This window comes from Microcystis flos-aquae FACHB-1344 (genome assembly GCF_014698375.1).
GTDB lineage: Bacteria > Cyanobacteriota > Cyanobacteriia > Cyanobacteriales > Microcystaceae > Microcystis > Microcystis aeruginosa.
Genome location: NZ_JACJSW010000046.1, coordinates 77688 through 96716 on the forward strand (window position 1 = coordinate 77688; position 19029 = coordinate 96716).

Consider the following 19029-nt stretch of genomic DNA (forward strand, 5'->3'; position numbering starts at 1 on the left):
AGTGTCTTTAATCGCCACACCTATGGCCATCATTGCCCTGAAAGCTTGGTATCTGGACAAATACGAACCTATCCGCGAGGTTGTCAAACGTCCCCACGACTTGCGCTTAAGTCGCAATAGTCTCTTAAAATCGGGTTTAAGAGCCGATTTTCTCGATGATAGTCTGACGATACAGGGTTCTGTCTGGTTCCAACGCTATCTAGAAGGGGAAAGGGTGGAATTTTACCTCGAAGGTAGTGGCGGTTACGTCATCTCGAATATTGACCTGATTTCCCAAGAAATTTACTTTACTAAACAGGACCTCAGCGCTTGGTTGGATCCCGTCATTTATTTTAGCTCCCAAAGCCAATTTAAGGACTCTAGCACCGCTTTAAGAACAATTTTGACCGAAACCGTCGAAAATCTCAATAAACGCTCCCGTTTGCCCTTAACCATGGAAGAAACGCCCCGAACTGAGGGCAATGTCACCAGATTGAGTGATAGTCAATTACGCCAAATTCGCAAAAGTTTATTATTTATTGCCGATGCTACGGCGATTAGCCAAAAGGAAACGGAATTACTGCCCAGTCCCCTAGTGGGTGTAGAATTAGGTTATGCGATCGCTTGTAAACAGGGCGGACAAATTCTGTTAACCTATCAAAATCGAGCGGAATTAAAGGGTAAACTAGCTTTTGACCTGCCAAGCTACCAAAAATTAATTTTCTCGGATCTGAGCGAATTGCGTCTCACTTTTCCGCCTTTAATGGCAACTTTATTACAAAAATTCAATCTGATTAGTTAAAAAAAATGAGTAGAAAAGCTGACGAGTACGCCGTACATTTGTTCTTAAGCAGTGGACATCGCGAGGAAGTCCGTTTTTTGACTATCCAAGAATTTCAAAAGTGGTACAGTAACGAATTAGTTCCGAAAGCCGATTCCCAGGATTTTATCAATGTTCCGATCAGAAATATCCAAGGGGAATATATGGTTTTACGTCCGGCTAGTGTCATTGCTATTCGCGTGGAACCCGTCTTTTTTGGCAGTGTGGAAAGAATCTAATTTGTCGTTATTGCTAAAAAAGATAGTTAGATGCCGAAAATTTCAGAGATTATCGATAATTCTCTCAATATCAGCTTGAATTTGATTGCTGACTTTGCCTTGCCAGCGTTCTTTTAATTCCCTTAATCCCACTTCTGCGTATTGACATATCTTATCTAAAACTTCTTTGCCATCGCTGGGTTGAGGATAGGAATTCTTTTTACAGATAATATAAATTCCTGCGGTTAAAGCTAAAATAACTTCTGGATCGATTTGGCTAATAGTAATTAAATCCTGTCGATTGCTCAAAGTGGTTCCGTAGATACTGAAGTCTTGTTTAATGGCAAAAGCAGCGGCGAATAAATAAGCATCTACCATGCGCTCAAAGGTTTTATTATCTTTTAGTACCTGTAGATAATTTCTGGAAGTTTCCGAGGCATAAATCTTCAAACTGGGATCGATTCTCTGCATTAGTAATTCTCCATCACTTCAATCACGGAAGCATCTTCATCGGCAGCTAAACGGTGTATTTTGAAAATATCGGTAGTGTGGGGAAGCAAGAGATTTAAAAGTGGATATGGAAGATCGCGATCCGTTGCTAAAATAATTACTTGGGAGTTTAAATTAGGGAGAGAGTTAATAATATTTTTTTGATGTTCTTCGTCTAAATGTCCAAAAGGTGTATCCATAATTAGGGGAACACAAGTATCAGTTATTTGATTTAAACTGGTGATAAAAGCAAAAGCTAAAGCTTCCTTTTCTCCCGCACTTAAAACATCGGGATTTAATAATTTTCCTGTGATGGTACGGATTCCTAAAGTGTATTCGGGAGTGATTTCTACTCCTCTATATTCCTCCGGTTTGTTGGTTACTTGTAAATAGCGATCGCTGGTTACTTGATTAATCATTTTTTGGGAATTATCGATATTCCATTCGATTAATTCGTTAGTGGCATTTTTTAAACCTCTGGCCATTTTAACCTGATTAGATAACATCAACGTGGTTTGATTTTCACTAGCTAAAATTTGCACTTGTTTGCGTAAATTTTCTAATTGCTTTTCTTTGATTTCAATTTCCTTTTGCAAGCGTTCGATCCTTTCTTGGATAACCTTAACTTTTTGTTCCGATTCGCCAACTTTTCGCCAAATCTCATTAGCTGATTCTTGATTGGTTCCCGTAGTTTCCCGTTTTAGCTGTTTAATATATTGATTAATTTCTTCGATTTCTTCTTCTAAACGATCTCTTTGTAAAAGCCATTGACTATAATAGCTAAATTTGGCATTATCTCGGATAATTCCCTGTAAATCAATTCTAAGTTGGTCTTTTTCTATTCTGGTGGCGTTGTCCACTTCTAAGGACTCTAGTTCGGCAATTTGTTGCAGGATAAAGTCACGAGAATTTTGATCTAAACAACGACCACATAGACAACTTTCATCGTCAAGTATTAATTTTAAAACTGCTGTAGAATTAGTTTTAGAAGTGCTTTTTAAGCTAGTAACTTGCAAATCGTCAGCCATTTCCTGCACAAAGTTAATCAGCAAAGGTATCGAAGCTTTTTTTAACCAAGAATCGATAGACTTTTGCAGGTTATCTAACTGAGTTTGTAAACCGATACGCTTTTTCTCTAAGTTATCAATTTCCTCTAATTTTTCTCGTAAACTTTCAATCTGAGCGGCTTTTTCTTGAGCGTCTTGGTAGATAATTATAGCATCTTTTTCGCTATCTTTGGCATTTTTAAGCTGACCTTTTTTAAGATCAATTTCTTCTTCTAAGTCTCGTAATTGTTGCAGCTTATCTGTAAATCTTTGACTGGTTCCCTCTGCTTTATTTAAACGGTTTTCTAATTCTTGTAAGGCTTTTTCTGTATCATCGCGCAGATTTCTTAATTCCGGGATACCCAAAACTTTTTCAATTGCTTCTTTTGCTTCTTTAGTTTGAGTTATCTGGGTATATTGTTCAATTTTTAAGCCATCAAAACAGAAAAAATCTCGAATAGATTTAGGAAGCAATGCTTCGATATATTCCCTAGAGTTACTTCTTATGGTTCCATCTTCATAAAATAATGCTTCCTCTGCGCTGGGATAAAAAGTGCTACCATTAACTTTTAATTTTGCTGTGCGACTGATAAAGTAATTTTTCTCGTTTCTAGTAAAATTTAATTCTACCCGCATTTCTATTGTCGGTGAAGAATCTCCCTTACCTCGATAAAAATAGGTTTTCAGAGTCTCTTTAGATACAATATCTCCCCCATAGAGACACCATAAAATCGCCGTCATCAGAGAAGTTTTACCGTGACCATTATTACCGAAGATAATCTGAATTTTTCTGTCGGGATGCAGATTAAAAGTAATATTTTGACTAGGGTAACATTTCCAATTAGTTAAGCGAATTTGTTTCAGTCTCAAAGTCATAGAGTTTATTTATTGTGAGGAGTCGGTATATTTTTCGATAAGTTTGACAATTTTAGGTGATAGCTGCCGATTTTTTAGAGTAATTTTTTCTACTTCTAAAGCCATGGCTTCCTTGAGCAGTTGGGGAGGTATCTCATATTTTTGTGCCAGTTCTTCAATTTTAGCAGTTATGTCCATGGATTTTCTGGGGGTTAGGGGTTAGGGAGTGGAGATTGTCAAGTCTTAATTCTTATTGGCCAAGAGATACCTTGATGAGGATAAATTTTATAAGATATCTGAGTAGGTAAGGCCATAGTAAGTTATAGCCTTTGTCATAAACATGAAGTATAACCTAATTTGGTATTGACGACTGACTACCCAAAAGGAAAACTTCGTACTTCACCATTAAGATAACTGCTATAAGCTGATCTACTCTCAACCTTATACAAAAACACCATAAAAGCTAAAATAGATAGCTGACAGTGATTCTGAACACAATAGTAATATAGACTAAACCGCCTTGTATTATCGTCTTCTTCTTGATTTTAATACCCTAGAAAACGGGTTAATTGCCTTAACACCCGAACAAAGTCATTATCTTAAAAAAGTTGTTCGTTTAAAATCCCATGACCGTTTTATTGCCCTCAATGGACAAGGACAAGCTTGGTTAGCAGAAATAATTGATAATTCGGCCCATCTTTTAGAAGCGATAAACGAAACCACGGAACTACCAGTACAAGTGAATTTAATGGTAGCAATTCCCAAAAATGGCTTTGATGATATCGTTCGCGCTGCCACCGAATTAGGAGTTTATCGGATTATCCCGCTGCTGACAGAACGGGGTTTAGTTAATCCTAGTCCTCAAAAAATTGACCGTTGGCGAAAAATTGCCCGGGAAGCTGTAGAACAATCAGAAAGACAGATTATTCCCATAATCGAAGAACCACAACCATTTTTAGCCATCCTTAAGCGGGGAGCTAACCCAGGGACAACTTGTTATATTGGTGTTACCCGTAGAACAGTGGACCGGCTACTTTCTCAATTGCAAACATCAACCGAGATAACCATTGCCATCGGACCGGAAGGGGGATGGACGGAGACAGAAATAGAACAAGCGATCGCCGCTGATTTTCTACCTGTATCACTGGGAAAACGGATTTTGAGAACAATTACCGCTCCCTTAGTGGCTCTCGCTATTATTAACGCCTATTTAGACAGCTAATCGACTGGAGTTTCTATGTTCAAAGAAATTGCTGAAGCGCTCGATCGTCAAGACTATCAAACTGCCACCCGTCTTGTCAACGACTTCCAGACCCGAGAAAACGATAACCCCTGGCTGAAATTCTACCAAGCGCGTTTAAACGAAATCACGGGAGAAATCGCCCTAGCAGGGCAAGAATACCGAAAAATGTTGCGATTAACCGCTAATCCTCAACTTATCGCCCAAATTCGTCAAGGAATCGCCCGCTTAGAAGCGATTGAACAGGTGGAAGTTGAACAGCAACAACAACAGCGACAGGCTGCCCTCGAAAAAGCCAAAACCAACCCTAGTAATCGAGAAATGGGGCTTTTAATGCTTGAACCGGTGGCTAACGCAGAAAAACAGCCCTTAGCTCTAAAATTTGCCCAAATATTTAAAATAGATGCCTATAACGCCCGCTTACACATCCCTAGTCGTTCGTGGCGCTTGTATCGAGTCGGGGCGATGGCCGAATTAGCAGTATATGTTCACGACTTGCGAAAAGAAGGAATTCCCTGTTTTTGCCAGCCAATTAAAGCGATTAATCAGCCTAGGGTCTATTTAGCTCGATATTTCCAGGCTATCCAACCAGAAGCCACCCTAGTCTATCAATCTTCCCACGGCCTAACCGCAAGTATAACTTTTGATTGGTCAGAAGTTACCGCCGTGGTAGAGGGAATCTTGCCGATTTTTGGGGAATGTGTCGATAGGGATGCGCGCCGCCATCAAGTGAGAAAAATTAGTATTCTTGATTATGCCCAGATTATTGATCTACATTTGAAAAAACAGGATTTAATTATCCGTATTTGCGATCGCCATTACCACTTTCAAGCGGGGATTACTTTTTCCGACCACCAACAAAGTCGGGAAAGACAGACCAGCAATCGAGATAACTGGAATCATTTCGCTTCTTACCTAAAACAACAACTAGCAGCAGTTCCCCTGTGGTCAGATTTTCCAGCTTTTGCCGAAACCACCGCCGATTTTTACGAATTACTGCCTATGGTCAATCCCCATTTGGACTTATTACGCATTGAAGACACCTACTGGGACACCGCCTTTCAACTCTATAGCGCCCTTATCTTCCTCGAAAAAACTCCCCCTACCGCAACTTTATGACCCCTAGTAGCCCTTCTAACCCCTCTTTCGACTGGTTTAACCCTTCGCCCCAGCAAGACAGCGATTTACTGGCACAAATCGGCTTTATCCCCGGTTTCAAAGAATTTCTGACCCTGCGACAGGTTCACGCCTTGGAACACGCCACCGTCTGGGTATTAAGCGAAATGGCTGCCCGTCGTCAATCGCCTTTTGACCATTCCCCCGCAGATAACGAGGCCCTGGGGGGACTGTCCACCGATAGGGGTTTTTATCTCTACGGACAGATTAATACTAATGAACTGCGAATCGCCGCCAAACAAGCACTCCATCGTCTCAAAAATGGCGAGGGGCAATTGGCATTACATCCGCGTTGTGGCACCAATTTATCGGTAACTTTAGCCTTAACCGCTGGCTTAGTCTTAGGAACTCATCTTCTCTTACCCAGAGGTCCGATTTCTCAGTTATTAGGCTTAGGTTTAGCCACCGCCGCCGCTTTTCAAATCGGGCCAGATGTGGGAATGTCGGCCCAAAAATACCTGACCACGGCTATTCCCTTTAACTTAACAATCGTTAACATTGCACCAAAGGCAGACCTATGGGGACGTTCGGGGCATTTCGTCCAAACAGAGTGGCAAGATTTGCAATAAAACTTAAAGTAAAAACCCTTTCGGCAAACTCGCTCTGATTGTAACCTGTTAACTAAACCCTAAAAAAAAACAACAGCTATGCCTGGAATCGAACGCGGAGCCAAAGTTAGAATCAAACGTAAAGAGTCTTACTGGTACAACGATGTAGGAACCGTAGCCAGTGTTGATAAAAGTGGTATCCACTATCCCGTTATCGTCCGTTTTGACACTGTTAACTACCACGGTTTTAGTGGTAGCGCCAGTGGACTGAATACCAATAACTTCGCTGAAAGTGAATTGGAACTCGTTAAGGCTGCCCCCGCTAAGAAATAAAGCTGAGTAAAATTCGGCCTATCATCACCGACTGACTGACGGGAATTCTCTCTTGTTGGTCGGTTTTTTTATAGCTATCAGTTATCAGTTATCAGTTATCAGTTATCAGTTTACTGATATTACATTTTGGGCGCACGCAATGCGCCTCTACCATATAAAAACTGACTAATAAATTATCTAAAAGTCGCTTGAACCTTTAGCCAATAAGAGTTAATTAGTTTAATTATCCTAGATAAGTGGCTGGTTATAATTAAATTAAAAATGGATTTTAGGTTCGATCCCCCCCGCCCCCCTTAATAAGGGGGATGCCGATAGGCGGGGGGATCTGAAAGTTTTTAATACCTACCTACTTAAGTTCCTAAATGGCGAATGCTTGACAAAATATATCAAATAATTTATAATATTAGATAACCAAAAATCATGATAATGTGCTATGGACATAATCGGTTTTGAGGTGTTTGAAAAATAGTTTTTCAGTAATCAAATCTGGAATTTATGAGCATTTTAGAACTGATAGAAAAAAGACTAGAAGAAAACTTTGCCCTCCACGAACAATACCTAAACCCCCAGATGGTCAGGGTACTAAAAACGATCGGCTACGATCGCCACTAGGTTAAAGCCCAAGGTGCATACCTATTCGACAATCACGGGGAAAAGTATCTGGACTTACTGAGTGGTTTTGGTGTTTTTGCCCTCGGACGCAATCACCCCAAGATCGTGCAAGCTTGACAAGAGGTATTGACGGCAGCATTGCCCAATTTAGTCCAATTGGATGCTTCCATCCTAGCGGGATTGCTGGCCGAACGGTTAGCAGCGATCGCACCTCCCAGATTAGAACGAGTTTTCTTTGCTAATTCCGGCACAGAAACCGTCGAGGCTGCCAATGAACTACCCCACCGCAAGCGGACGGGGTATCAGAATCAAAATAGACTCAATTGTAGATTTTGGTGTAGCTGCAGGTATTCTTTATCTTGTTCTTTTACATATCTCGCTATCATACCTTCATCCCCATGCTTTCCTACCGTACTTGCGTAATATCCATCACTCCAAAACTCTCCTCCCCACAACTGCTTTTTCACTTGAGGACACTTTTTGAAAATTTCTCTCCCCGTTATACTTTTAATCATTGTCACTATCCTTGTCACACTATAGGTCGGTACTGATTGCACCAGAAAATGCACATGATCTTTATCCACTCCAATTTCTACAAACTTGATCTCGTATCGTTTTTCCATCTCTAGACAGACTTCTTTCAACAGGCTATCTACCTGTTCGTCGAAAACGGCTTGACGATATTTGGCTGGGAACAATAAATGATATAGCAAAACACTTACATTATGGCTCTTATGGATGTATTCACTCATTTTTCTATTGTACGCCGCGAGCGGCGGGGAATTAGACCCGAAGAGATTAAATTCAGCCGCTACGCCACCGGACGCAGCCAAATTGTTTACTGTCAGGGAGGCTACCACGGGTTAACCATGGGTTCCCTTTCCGCCACCGGCGATCCCCATTATCGCCAGGGATTTGGACCATTTGTCGCCGATTTTGAGGAAATTCCCTTCGGCGATCTGGCTGCGCTCGAAAAAGCTCTGATTAACCAAGAAGTAGCGGCTTTTATTACCGAACCGATCCCAGGTCACGGGGTGAGAATTCCCGAACCGAACTATCTCCCCGCAGCGGCTGCCCTTTGTCGTCGTTACGGCACTCTTTTTGTGGCCGATGAAGTGCAGACCGGTTTGGGCCGGACCGGCAAAATTTGGGCAGTGGAACATTGGGGGGTAGAACCGGACATTTTATGTGTTGCCAAGGCTCTTTCGGGCGGTTTTGTGCCAGTGGGAGCGGTTCTCTGTCGTCGCTGGATCTTCGATCGAGTCTTTGATCGCATGGATCGTTCTGTGGTGCACGGTAGCACTTTTGGTAAAAATAATCTGGCCATGGCCGCCGGTATTGCCACTTTACAGGTGATTGAGGAGGAAAAATTAGTCGAGCGAGCGGCTGTAATCGGTCAACAAATTATCGCAGAACTACAGCCCCTCGTAGATCAGTACGAATGTTTGCGAGAAGTGCGGGGATTGGGTATGATGATGGCCTTGGAATTTGCCGAGCCGAGCAGTTGGTCACTAAAAGCCGCCTGGAAAATGCTAGAAACCGCCAATAAAGAGCTATTTTCCCAGTTAATCGTCGTTCCCCTCTTTACCCGCCATCAAATCCTCTCGCAGGTTTCCGGCCACGGCATGAATATCATCAAGTTTATCCCCCCTCTCACCCTCTCCGATGAGGATTGCCGTTGGCTTGTCACCGCCGTTAAAGATGTGGTCGCTGATGCTCACCGCCTACCTGGGGCCGCTTGGGAATTCGGCAAAACCTTGGCCAGCCAAGCTATCCGCCAAAAAAACGCTAAAAAATAGTTAATATGTCCAGTTTGTTTCATCCCCTCTGCGGTAGCAACCTTAGCACTCTCCTTCATTTATTTTTGACCAATGGCGGCATCGATCGCCCCAATTTGGCCCCAGCAACCCTGGCCCTGGCAGTTACCCTGGCGCGACTGCCTTTTTCTACCCTAGAACGAATTTTAATCACAGGGTTTTATGAGCGCAGGGTGCGGGTAAAAGCACCCATTTTTATTGTCGGCTATTGGCGCAGCGGCACGACCCATCTGCACAATTTACTCGGTCAATCGGAGCATTTTGGCTATATTTCGCCCCTAGCGGTGGGATTACCCTGGGATATCCTCGGTATCGTCCGCTTATTTCAACCGCTGCTAGAATTAGCCCTACCGAGCGATCGCCATGTGGATAACGTTGCCGTTACTCCCGATTCACCCCAAGAAGATTCGATCGCCCTGGCCAGCATGATCCCCCTTTCCTACTACCATGGTTTATACTTTCCCCAACGTTTTCAGTATCATTTCCAGCGAGGGGTTTTTTTTCAGGGCTGCAGCGAGAAAGAAATCGCTACTTGGCAGCGTTGGCATACTCATCTATTAAAAAAAGTTTCCATCCATCAAAGAGGCAAACAATTACTAATCAAAAACTCCGTTTATACGGCACACATCGCCAAATTGCGAGCTATCTGGCCCGATGCTAAATTTATTCATATCTACCGCAATCCCTATCTAGTTTTTCCCTCAACCCGTCACTTTTTTACCCGCATCCTACCGGAACTAGCACTACAATCCTACGATAATTTATCTATTGATGTCATCGAGCAGACAATTCTGAAAAGTTATCCCCCAATGCTCAATTCTCTCCTGGGAGATAGTGCCGATTTACCCGCCGATAGTTTTGTAGAAATTCGTTTTGAAGATTTAGAAAAAGAACCCCTAGCACAAATCGAGAAAATCTACGATCAACTGCAACTTCCCGACTTAAAAATATCTATGCCTCGCTTTGAGAAATATATCAGCAGTCTGCAAGGATATAAAAAAAATAATTATACCCCAGACCCAAAAGCGATCGAGTTAGTCGAATCTCATTGGCTACCATTTATTCAACGTTGGAACTATTTTTAGTCATAAGTTATCAGTTATCAGTTATCAGTTATCAGTTATTAGTTATAATTCATAATTTAATATGAAATATCTTAAATTTATCTTTCTGGGTTTAGGTTTTGTTTTACTAGGGATAATTTTACGTCAAACAAATCTGCAAGAAGTGTGGCAACAAATCACCCTAGTCGGTTGGTGGGGAATGACATTAGTAATTATTTTTTATTTCCTAGAATTCCTCACCGATGTTTTTACTTGGCAACTAACTTTTAAAAGCATTCCTATCCAACCTCAATGGACAATTCGCCTATTATTAATTTACATGGTAGGGGCAGCCTTTAATCGCGTGACTCCCTTCGCTTCTTTGGGAGGAGAAGGTTTTAAAGCAGTGATGTTGAAAACTCACTATCAGATTAGCTATAAAGAAACCAGTGCCTCGATTATTCTGACCAAGACATTAAATACTGCTTCCCTTGTCTTCTTTGCAATTATCGGTTTTTTTCTGCTCCTAGCTTCCCCAAAATTCTCCAATTCTTTTAAAACTTTTACCGGATTAAGTCTCGCTATATTCTCCAGTTGTATCCTGATATTTTTCTTGATTCAGCGATTCCGTTTATCCTCCCGAATAGTTAATCGATTAGGTCATTCTTTTTTAGGCGATCGCCTAGTTAAACCTTTAGAAAATCTTCGCAGTGTCGATGATCGTTTAGGGGAATTTTACCGGAATCTGCCACTATTTAGAAATGGCTTGATCGTCGGTTTTCTCAATTGGCCTCTCGGAGTTTTAGAAATCTATGTTTTAATGCAGTTTCTCCAACATCCGATTAGTTTTGCCGATGCTTGGTTATTTGATTCTGTTGCCCAATTAGTGCGCGCTGGAACCTTTTTTATTCCCGCTAATATCGGTACTTTAGAAGGTTCTTTAGTGCTGCTGGGTGCTTCCTTAACCGGCAGTCTAGAATTAGGTTTAGCGATTTCCGTAATTCGCCGGGTTAAAGATGTTCTCTGGATTATATTAGGTTTATTGATCTGGTGGTTATTTTCCCTAAGACCAACTTTACCCGATCGCCCTTCAAAATAATCTCCATCAGTCAACTCCCGATTATTCATCCTGTAATTTTTCGCGCACATTGCGAACAATCCGCGATAATTCACTCTTTTCATCGACGCTAATTTTAGTTGGAGAACCACTAATAATCCGCTCGTAATTGCGGAAAGAATCCTTGATATCGGCCCCGTCCTGACTGATAGTATATTCACGAATCCCTTTATCGTGCCAAGAACCGCGCATCTTAAAGACGTTAATCGCTCGCGACATTTCGCCGCGAATTTCCACATACTGCAACATTAGAATCGTGTCGGTAATCGTAGAAATATGGGATTCGGTGATCGAGTGCGCTCCCATAAATTGGTCGGTAGTATTGGTGAAAAATCCCGTAATTTCCTCCTGTTTGGCGTATCCTGTCACCCCGATCACAAATTGCCGAAAAGCATTATTTGTCACCCCGCGCGCGAGCGCCGATAGAGAATCAATAGCAATACGAGAGGGTTTAAATTCCGAGATTTCCGACTTAATCATCTGTAAATGGTCTTCTAATCCCGCCGATTCGGGGTAAGAACACAATAATTTTAATAATCCCTTGCGTTCCATCTCCTCAAAATCGATCCCCCAAGAAGAGGCATTTCGGGACAATTGGGCGCGAGATTCTTCATAAGCGAACAAAATTGCTCGCTCACCGCGCCGACAGCCTTCTTCCAGAAATTTACTGACTAAGAGAGTTTTACCCGTACCTGTTGCTCCTGTAGCCAAAATAATCGAATCCTTGAAAAAACCGCCTCCACACATATCATCGAGGGTTTTTACTCCCGAAGAAATGCGGACATTAGAAGAGCGCTGAGTTAAACGCATGGCTCCGAGGGGGAAGATATTAATGCCATCATTGGTGATAGTAAAGGGATATTCGCCTTTCATGTGGGTTGTTCCCCGTAATTTGAGGATTTCTGCGGTTCTGCGTCGCCTTTCTCCCTCTAGCACGTTCCGCATAATTACCACATTATCAGAGACAAATTCCTCTACACCAAAACGGGCCACCGCTCCGTATTCTTCGATACGTTCCGTGGTCATAATTGAAGTCACTCCTAATAATTTTAACCGGGCCACGAGCCGAAAAATTTCTCGCCGCACCACTGACACCGCTTCGTACTGCTGAAAAACAGCAGTTACAGAGTCAATTGATACCAGTTTGGCTTTATATTTGGTAATTGCGTACTGAATGCGCTCGATCAGGGCCGAAAGATCAAAACTACCCACCACCTCTTGACCTTCCGGATCCGGAGAAGCATCGAGAATAAATAACTTACCCTGGTCAATTAATTCTTCTAAATCCCAACCAAAACTATAGGCATTTTGGATAATATCGGTGGGAGATTCTTCAAAAGTAACAAACAGGCCTGGATAGTCAAAATACTTGATCCCGTGGTAGAGAAATTGAACGGCAAGCAGGGTTTTTCCCGTGCCAGAAGTGCCACTCACTAAGGTAGTTCGCCCCAGGGGTAAACCACCGTGAGTGATCTCATCAAAGCCTTCAATTAGGGTTCTAATTTTGCGAACACCTTTCGGTTTAATCGGTGGATTCAATTGGCTATTAGAGTTAGATTGAGTCATTATTTATCCAGCGAATATTTAAAGAGTAGGATTTTTATCTAATTTTTCCACAGAAACATATCAAGCCTGACTAGACACTTTACACCATCTTGATTTCCATTGACTCTTGACTTTCTCATAGAGGTACTAGATTAGGCCCCGATCATTTCTCCTTCAATAAATATAACCCGTCTAATCACCTATGGCCGAAGACCTAGCTATCATTTTCTCGTTCACGAATTTCCTCGTACAGTAAGTCTAAACCGATCAGAACCTTCTCTCGATCGGACAAATCACCGATAATTTTCCGCACCGGGGGAGGGAGGACTTTCGCAAGGGTAGGAGTGGCGAGAATCTTGTCTTCCTCCGCTAGTTGCGGGTTTTTCAGCACGTCAATCACCTTGAGCGCATACACTCCCTGAAATTCCTCTTCTAGGATATTTTTCAGGGTTTTCAAGGCACGCACGGAGTTGGGGGTATTCCCGGCGACGTACAGTTTTAAAACATAGGTTTTTTTAAAGACGCTCATAGGTTAGAATCAAAAGGGCTTGGGATACGAGTTCATCGCTATTTTTCTGGGATATTTTAATCTATTCCCAATATTGACACTCCCATCGCACTCAAGCGAGGGATTCTTAGTTCAACGAGTCCACTTAAATTAGATGCCTTGCGTTATCCAACCCAGAGGTGGTTCTCTCCCTAAGCGTTACTTTTCGTATGCCCTACGATAGTTGTATTTCTACAAAGTTTGCTTGAATTGAAACGTTAGCTTCAAATACTGCTTTGTCTAGTTCCTGCAAAGATTTTACCTACTCACAGGTGAGAAACTAGAACTATTGAGTAGAACCCTATATCTTTGATTGTCAAGGTGCAGATAGCGTAGTGGTTAGACTACAGGGGTTTTTAGAGCGGTTGATTACCCTATCCGCTATACTCATATAGTAGCTATTTGGCCTGAGTAGGTCAAGACCCTTAAAAGAAGAAGTTATTCGAGATTTTTTCAGGATACTGGACACTTATTTTTAATCGTGCTTCGTGTCACTGAGCCTGTGGAAGTGCTGTTTTATATTGGCGCTTGGTTTCATCCCGTCGCACTAAGTGCTTCGGGTCTTCACCCCGACATTTGAGATAAATCATCAGGGATATCCTCGCGAGGTATGGAACGACGGTACATTTCCCCCAAGTGAGCAAGGATATCAATGAGAGCGAGACGATAATCTAGGAGAATTTCCTCACTTCTGCCTTCTAATTTTAACTGTTGGGAAAATTCATCCATTAACTCCATGTGAATTTCCAGAATTTGCGACACTGAGAGATCGGTAAAAAAGACATTATTAACCAACTCATCGATCGCTTGATTAATCGGATAATCCTGTTGGAAGTAATTTAAAATAATCTCCCGATAATCTCTTCTTAATTCCCGCAGTAATTCGTTTTTTTCCTCCGGGGCAAGATGGCGATAGAATAGCTGCGGGTTGCGTTTGTAGTAAACACCTAAATAGCCGAGTCTTTCTTTTAATTTTTCCGCTAAACGGCGCTGTTGTAGGAGGAGAAAACTGTGATTATTTTCCACGGGATTTGGTTGGTTAACAATCGTGGTAGGTTCGGAAAAAGAGCAATTAGGAGCTAAATGGAGAAATCGAGCGATCGCTTGGTCGATGACCGAGGTGATGCTGTCTAATTCCTTGACGGTAATTTGTAATTCGGCACTATGATAGAGACAGGTGGGAGAGTCATTCGTCTCGGCAGTGATGTTCTTGTCAGCGACAATGATCACTACTGGCAGTAAAATCCCCCCTTCGTAGAGTTGATTAAAAGTCGGCTGTAGGGAAGGATGAGAGACCACCAGCAAACAATCGATTTTTTCCTTCTCTGCCTCGATATTAGCCAGTAATTCGCTAGAAGAAGACCCTAGGGTTAGATTATAGCGTTCATTAGCCAATAAAGCCGTCAAAGAATTAACCAGCCCCGGAGGTGAACTCACTCCCGTCAAGGGTGGGTCCGTTGGGACAAAAGCATAAATAGTCAGTCTCGGAGGCAACGTTTTCTCACCCGCAAGGTAGATAGAAAATAACAAACTATAGGTTAGGCTTTCTCTGTTGAGAAGACAACCCCCTCGCCATCAGATCGGGGAAGTTAAAGTTAACTTTGCTTTTTGGCAGTGGGTATTGTAGTTAATTGTAATCAATGGGGAGGTCGTCTAGATGAGCAAGCGTCATAATCAAGGTAGATTCAAGTTCTAGGACTACTAATAGTTTGGCCATCAGTTTGTTAATTATGCCCTAAAGTTACCGCCACCGCCCACCCAATTATCCCCATGCCTAGCGTTACCCTCAGCCTCCATCACTTTCATCAATCCGTCACTGCCTGTGAATTAATTATTGACCGGGCAAGTCTTTGCGATTTAATTAATACGGGCAATCCAGAAGCGATCGTGGTGGTGGATGAGCGGTATTGTCCCCTAGGACTGATTGAGAGTCAAACCCTGATTGCTTATCTCCTCTATCAACAACAGCACCCCGAAACCAGAAACCCCTCCTCCAGCTGCCTGGATCTGAGCGGTTGGCTGCGTCCGATTATCCCTCTTAACGCTCGCATGGCCGTAAGTGAGTTTCTGGCAACCCTGACGGGAGAAGCGCTCGCCTTCGTCCCCATTTTAGTGGATGCTCAGGGCAAACTGTTAGGACGCTTAGACACGGGCAAACTTCTCCAATTTTGTCTCGGGTGCTCGATTCTCGATGATCCTCCCCCGCAGCCCCGCATCAGCGATCGCAATTCCCTCCCCCGCAGCGATCATCCTCTGGAATTTCTGGAACAATTACCGCTGCCGCTGCTGCTCTACAGTCCAGAAGCGGGAATTTTATACCAAAATCAGGCTTGGTGTCAACAAATCGGGGCGGCTTTCCCCGCTAATATCGATAACTTTCCCTTTGCTTTGGTTAATGACCCCTTAACCCGCCCATCCCCCACCCCCCCCCTGTTTCCCCAGCGTCTAGAAACGGTGACATCGGGTTTAGCCAAGACTTGGCGACTGTTGTCCGTGCCGTTAAATTGGGCGGATAATTATCCCTTGCTCGAGAAAGCTTCGGGACTGTGGTTACTGTTGGCCACCGATATCACGGAACAACAGCAATATTGTCAGGAATTAGCGGTTAAAAATGCCGATTTAGTCCATTTAAATCGTCTTAAGGATGAATTTCTCGCCTGTGTCAGCCATGAGTTTAAATCGCCCCTCACCGCCGTGATCGGTCTCTCCAATCTGCTGCGGGAACAAAAAATCGGTGAACTTAACCCCCGACAGTCGAAATATGCCGATTTAATCTATCGCAGCGGTCGCCAGTTGATGGCTCTGGTCAATGATCTCCTCGATTTAACCCGCTTGGAGACAGGACAACTAAAATTAACTTTCACTAGAGTCAAAATCGATCGCCTCTGTCAACGGGTGTACGATATCATCGTCGATAAGTATCCCCAACGTCTCGATCTCCCCGGCAGCTATCGTCTTGACATTGAATCAGGGTTAGATTATGCCCTGGCCGATGAAGCCCGTTTACAACAGATGTTAGTGAATTTGTTAGATAATGCGGTTAAATTCACCATTGATGGCGGTAATTTCGGCATTAAAGTCAATCGTTGGGAAAATTGGCTGGCTTTTACCGTCTGGGATACGGGGATCGGTATTCCGGAAGAATCCCAGCATCTGATTTTTCAGAAATTCCAACAGCTAGAAAGTCCTTTCACCCGTCAATTTGAGGGTGCAGGTTTAGGTTTAGTCCTCAGCCAAAAATTAGCGCGCTGTCACGGTGGCGATCTATCCTTTGTCTCCAAGGACCGGGAAGGCAGTCAATTCACTTTACTGCTGCCGGTTCATCCCCAAGCTGCCGAGCAGGAGTCCGCCACTCCCCAGCGTCTGGTGTTAGTGGTGGAAGCTAATCCCCAAGTGATCGAACAGTTTGTCGATCGCTTGAGTGAATTGGGATTAAAAGCGATTATCGCTCGTAGCGGCACTGAGGCGATCGAAAAAGCCAGGCAGTTAAAACCCCGTTGTGTTTTTCTCAATCCCAATCTACCCCTGTTGTCCGGTTGGGATGTGTTAACGCTGCTGAAATCCCATCCCCAAACCAAAGATATGAAAGTTATTGTCACCGCCGCTGATTCTGAGCGCAACCGCAGTCAACAGCAAGGGGCCGATAGTTTTCTGGTTCCGCCGATCACATCGGCAGCTCTGCAAGCTTGCCTGAATCTGACCGTTTCCCCCATTCCTAGCCGCAAACGGCGCACTGCTCCGACTCTGCTGCGTTTACACGGCCATTATGCCCCCAATTTCTCCGATTTATCTTCCTTTAGCTGGATTTGGAATAATCAATTAGTTCGGGAGAATTATCGTTTTATTGAGGCCGATAGTTGCGAACAGGCGGAACTTTTAGCTGGTGTCTGGGAGGTGGACGCTATCTTAATCGATAGTTCGATCGCAGAAGATTTATACTCTTATCTGCAAACCTTGAGCGAGTCGCAAACCCTAGCTAATTTACCCCTAGTCACCCTTGATGTGGCTGTCACCGAGGTGGCCAATCAAATCCCCGGTTTAGCCGTTTTTCCCTGTTTGGCCCCCCCGACGGAAAACCGCATCGAACAGCTATTAAAGGTAATCGAGACTGCTGATCTGGCTTTTTCTGGCCACTTGAGCGGCGATCGCGTCCTGTAGGGGCGAAGCATTCGGGCATAACCTATCGGTGAAACCGGAGATTTTCTATCCGAATGCTTCGCCCCTACTTTTTGCCGCAAACCCTAAATAGCTGAAAATTTGTCAAAACGTCGTGCTTTGCTTACCTCATAAGCGATTAAAGGTAACAAAACAAAGAATTAGATTCGGAGAATGAATCAGATCTAGGGAAGTGGGGAAGTGGGGAGAAACTCTTTTCAGTGATCTGTTGACAATTTTTCAGTGATCTCTTGACAAATAGGGAATTATGTGTTGACAGAGGAAAAATTTGCTGTTAGCATTACGATAATTATTCATACATCCACTTTACCTCTGTGGGAGTCTATACAGATGACAAAATTACTCAGATTTACCATTCCTAGCGCTGCTGCTCTGGCCGTCGCCACTGCCTTAGGCCTCGCCACTGCGCCAGCCCAGGCGGCTGCTATGGTAACCTATAAGGGCTGTACAAGTACCTCATTCTGTACACTCACCGAGCTCATTAACGGTGGTTCCATCACAGTTGATGAGGACGGAAATGGCACAATTGAGAAAACCTTCGCCAATTGGGGTAATTACGATTTTATGCCCTCCGGAGCGGGCAATACTCTGTCCGATCCCGCAAGCAACATTCGAGTGAGTGCAACCGGCACTTACATTCCTGGTGTCTCTGGTAGTGCTACTCTCAATTACACTGTTGTTAATAATGCCCTGAAGTTAGCACCGACACTTCCGGCGGGTAATGCCCTCTCGTGGAGTGCTGTTGTTGACTTCACGTTCGATATCACATCCGCTGAATATGTCCCAATCACTGAACAGATAGATAAGCTAACAGGTGCGGCAGTTGTTGGTCCCACTTCTGGAGTGACAAGTTACGCATCTTTCAATAGTACCACGTTGGTCTCCGACGGCACGTCGATGATGACTGACACTATTCCATTGAGTCCACCAATGACAACGTCGATGATCGGGAACACATTAGACCTCAGAGCTCGCCGGATTAGAATTCCAGCGGCTTCGGCTGTTGTGGGTACGTCCGAAATTACGAGTTTCTCACAAACCTTCACCCAGGTGGTTATTCCCGAACCGGGTACTGTTGTTGGACTGCTGGTTGTTGGTGGCTTAGGTCTGGCGATGAAACGTAAGCAACAGGGATAACTGAGCTTGGCTTCAGGACAACTTTGAGCAGAGACATCGTAGCTGCTTGCATTGAAACTCCGTCCTTTGGGGGCGGTTTTTAATTAGGGTATGCTGAACGAACCCGCGTCAGTCCCCACAGGAGAAACTTTTTCAGCCAACCCTAATTGGGGTTATACTTTAGACGTTCATAATCTGAGATTTATTAAACTTCTGAAATCGTAGAGTCAGCAAGGAATCCAGTTCTTTTTTATGTTTCAGATGGGCATCATTCAGACATTCATAAATAGCTGAAGAAAAGTCAGAAAAGTTCTCATAATATTTACCATATAAACATTTCTTTTTGACAAAT

Annotated in this window: 17 protein-coding genes and 3 pseudogenes; 12 read left to right on the forward strand and 8 right to left on the reverse strand. The window is 43.4% G+C overall.

Annotated elements, in window-relative coordinates; all coding sequences use genetic code 11:
- Positions 1-22: 22 nt before the first annotated feature.
- Positions 23-781: a hypothetical protein gene (locus tag H6G48_RS03415; protein ID WP_190719063.1), complete on the forward strand. Its 759-nt coding sequence runs from the start codon at positions 23-25 to the stop codon at positions 779-781.
- 5 nt (positions 782-786) lie between these two features.
- Positions 787-1038, forward strand: a complete 252-nt coding sequence (locus H6G48_RS03420; RefSeq protein WP_002760725.1) for a hypothetical protein — start codon at positions 787-789, stop codon at positions 1036-1038.
- A gap of 42 nt (positions 1039-1080) precedes the next feature.
- Here H6G48_RS03420 and H6G48_RS03425 read toward each other — a convergent pair whose 3' ends face one another.
- The 3 genes from H6G48_RS03425 to H6G48_RS03435 are packed head-to-tail and all read right to left on the reverse strand — an operon-like array spanning position 1081 to position 3605.
- Positions 1081-1488, reverse strand: coding sequence for a hypothetical protein (locus tag H6G48_RS03425; RefSeq protein WP_002798003.1), 408 nt, complete (start codon positions 1486-1488; stop codon positions 1081-1083).
- Positions 1488-3428, reverse strand: coding sequence for an AAA family ATPase (locus tag H6G48_RS03430; protein ID WP_190719066.1), 1941 nt, complete (start codon positions 3426-3428; stop codon positions 1488-1490). Before H6G48_RS03430 ends, H6G48_RS03425 begins: the two co-directional genes overlap by 1 nt.
- 9 nt (positions 3429-3437) lie before the next feature.
- Entirely contained in the window at positions 3438-3605 is a 168-nt protein-coding gene (locus H6G48_RS03435; RefSeq protein ID WP_180995436.1) for a hypothetical protein, read from the reverse strand.
- A 322-nt stretch (positions 3606-3927) separates the two neighbouring features.
- On the opposite strand from H6G48_RS03435, the gene H6G48_RS03440 reads away from it, so the two are divergent.
- From H6G48_RS03440 to H6G48_RS03460, 5 genes and pseudogenes are all read left to right on the forward strand, one after another.
- Entirely contained in the window at positions 3928-4629 is a 702-nt protein-coding gene (locus tag H6G48_RS03440; RefSeq protein ID WP_190719069.1) for a 16S rRNA (uracil(1498)-N(3))-methyltransferase, read from the forward strand.
- A gap of 15 nt (positions 4630-4644) precedes the next feature.
- Entirely contained in the window at positions 4645-5766 is a 1122-nt protein-coding gene (locus H6G48_RS03445) for a tetratricopeptide repeat protein (RefSeq protein WP_190719071.1), read from the forward strand.
- Positions 5763-6392 carry a DUF6391 domain-containing protein gene (locus tag H6G48_RS03450; RefSeq protein ID WP_012266133.1) on the forward strand — a complete coding sequence of 210 codons (630 nt, stop codon included), beginning with the start codon at positions 5763-5765 and terminating at the stop codon, positions 6390-6392. Before H6G48_RS03445 ends, H6G48_RS03450 begins: the two co-directional genes overlap by 4 nt.
- Positions 6393-6470: 78 nt before the next feature.
- Positions 6471-6704, forward strand: coding sequence for a photosystem I reaction center subunit IV (locus H6G48_RS03455; RefSeq protein WP_190719074.1), 234 nt, complete (start codon positions 6471-6473; stop codon positions 6702-6704).
- Positions 6705-7199: 495 nt separating this feature from the next.
- Positions 7200-7586: pseudogene (locus H6G48_RS03460) on the forward strand (aminotransferase class III-fold pyridoxal phosphate-dependent enzyme); the annotation flags it as partial.
- A gap of 38 nt (positions 7587-7624) precedes the next feature.
- On the opposite strand, the gene tnpA reads toward H6G48_RS03460, so the two are convergent.
- Positions 7625-8068: an IS200/IS605 family transposase gene (tnpA, locus tag H6G48_RS03465; RefSeq protein WP_149987267.1), complete on the reverse strand. Its 444-nt coding sequence runs from the start codon at positions 8066-8068 to the stop codon at positions 7625-7627.
- A 45-nt stretch (positions 8069-8113) separates the two neighbouring features.
- Between tnpA and H6G48_RS03470 the strand changes: the two are divergent.
- The 3 genes and pseudogenes from H6G48_RS03470 to H6G48_RS03480 all read left to right on the forward strand — a co-directional run.
- Positions 8114-9115, forward strand: a pseudogene (locus tag H6G48_RS03470) (aspartate aminotransferase family protein); the annotation flags it as partial.
- Positions 9116-9120: 5 nt separating this feature from the next.
- Positions 9121-10218, forward strand: coding sequence for a sulfotransferase family protein (locus H6G48_RS03475; RefSeq protein WP_190719076.1), 1098 nt, complete (start codon positions 9121-9123; stop codon positions 10216-10218).
- 61 nt (positions 10219-10279) lie between these two features.
- The gene (locus H6G48_RS03480) at positions 10280-11275 is read left to right on the forward strand and encodes a lysylphosphatidylglycerol synthase transmembrane domain-containing protein (RefSeq protein ID WP_190719079.1); all 996 of its coding nucleotides are present in this window, start codon (positions 10280-10282) and stop codon (positions 11273-11275) included.
- A 21-nt stretch (positions 11276-11296) separates the two neighbouring features.
- On the opposite strand, the gene kaiC is transcribed toward H6G48_RS03480, so the two are convergent.
- The 3 genes from kaiC to H6G48_RS03495 form a co-directional block, all read right to left on the reverse strand.
- Entirely contained in the window at positions 11297-12859 is a 1563-nt protein-coding gene (gene kaiC / locus H6G48_RS03485) for a circadian clock protein KaiC (protein WP_190719082.1), read from the reverse strand.
- Positions 12860-13052: 193 nt separating this feature from the next.
- On the reverse strand, positions 13053-13367 hold the full coding sequence (gene kaiB, locus H6G48_RS03490; RefSeq protein ID WP_002733742.1) for a circadian clock protein KaiB: 315 nt from the start codon (positions 13365-13367) through the stop codon (positions 13053-13055).
- A gap of 582 nt (positions 13368-13949) precedes the next feature.
- On the reverse strand, positions 13950-14879 hold the full coding sequence (locus H6G48_RS03495) for a circadian clock protein KaiA (protein WP_190719084.1): 930 nt from the start codon (positions 14877-14879) through the stop codon (positions 13950-13952).
- A gap of 276 nt (positions 14880-15155) precedes the next feature.
- Between H6G48_RS03495 and H6G48_RS03500 the strand changes: the two genes are divergently transcribed.
- Both H6G48_RS03500 and H6G48_RS03505 read left to right on the forward strand, forming a co-directional pair.
- Entirely contained in the window at positions 15156-17543 is a 2388-nt protein-coding gene (locus H6G48_RS03500) for an ATP-binding response regulator (RefSeq protein ID WP_190719087.1), read from the forward strand.
- Between the two features lie 348 nt (positions 17544-17891).
- On the forward strand, positions 17892-18698 hold the full coding sequence (locus H6G48_RS03505; protein ID WP_190719090.1) for a PEP-CTERM sorting domain-containing protein: 807 nt from the start codon (positions 17892-17894) through the stop codon (positions 18696-18698).
- Positions 18699-18857: 159 nt separating this feature from the next.
- Here the strand turns inward: H6G48_RS03505 and H6G48_RS03510 are convergent.
- Positions 18858-19029 (reverse strand): annotated as a pseudogene (locus H6G48_RS03510) (IS630 family transposase); the annotation flags it as partial.